Origin of the sequence: Bradyrhizobium genomosp. III (assembly GCF_000261705.1) — a bacterium.
GTDB lineage: Bacteria > Pseudomonadota > Alphaproteobacteria > Rhizobiales > Xanthobacteraceae > Bradyrhizobium > Bradyrhizobium ottawaense.
Genome location: NZ_AJQF01000492.1, coordinates 1 through 878, shown reverse-complemented (window position 1 = coordinate 878; position 878 = coordinate 1). Strand labels below are relative to the sequence as shown.

1 protein-coding gene and 1 pseudogene are annotated in these 878 nt (G+C 66.5%); both read left to right on the top strand.

Going from position 1 to position 878, the window contains the following annotated elements; all coding sequences use genetic code 11:
• Positions 1-394, top strand: a 394-nt coding sequence (locus IC66_RS0138525) for a TOBE domain-containing protein (protein WP_349643745.1), incomplete at its 5' end; no start/stop codon positions are given.
• A 34-nt stretch (positions 395-428) separates the two neighbouring features.
• A pseudogene (locus IC66_RS0138520) lies at positions 429-878 on the top strand (hydroxyacid dehydrogenase); the annotation flags it as partial.

Genomic DNA, 878 nt, shown 5'->3' with positions numbered 1-878 from the left:
CCCCGCCATGAACTTCATCCCGTGCCGGCTCGAGGACGCCGGCGGCACGCTCCAGATCCGGCTCACCGACCGCATCGCGTTCGCGCTGCCGCCGGCCCGCGCGGCGCGCTACAACGCGCTGCCGCGCACCGACAAGCTGCTGCTCGGCCTGCGGCCCGAGCATCTCACTGAGTCGCATGCGCATCTGGGGCCGGGCGTCGAGAGCTTCGACACCGTGCTCGACGTCACCGAGCCGATGGGAATGGAGACCCTGGTCTATTTCGGGCTCGATGGCACGCCGATCTGCGGCCGCGTCGATCCCAACGCCGGCGCCAAGGACGGGGCACCCATGCGTTTGGCGATGGACCTCAATAACATGCACCTGCTAAACGAGGCGACCGGCGTCGTGTTGTGACGCCGGTCCAAGAAACTCGCGCAGGCAGGGGACGATGGCGACCAACAAGAAGAAGATTTTCATTACACAAACTTTGTCGCAAGGGGCACGCGCCCTCCTCACCCAGCGGGACGATATCGAGCTCGTCGAGTTTGCGAACCTAATCTCGGCAAAGGACTTCGAGGCCTTGCTGAAGAGCCATGCGCCGGTCCATGGCGTGGCGCTCGGCGCCACCGCCTTCGGCGAGACCGAGCTCGAGGCGTCCAAGGACATGAAGGTCGTGACCCGCATCGGCGTCGGCTACGACGCCGTCGACGTGCCCGCCCTCTCCCGCCGCAAGGTGCCGCTGATGGTCGCGGGCAGCGCCAACTCGCCCTCGGTCGCCGAGCAGGCGCTGTTCATGATGCTGACGCTGGCCAAGCGCGCGAACGAGTTGCACGCCTGCGTCAAGGACGGCAAATGGGCCGACCGGCTCGGCATGCTGCCGTTCGATCTCTACGGCAAG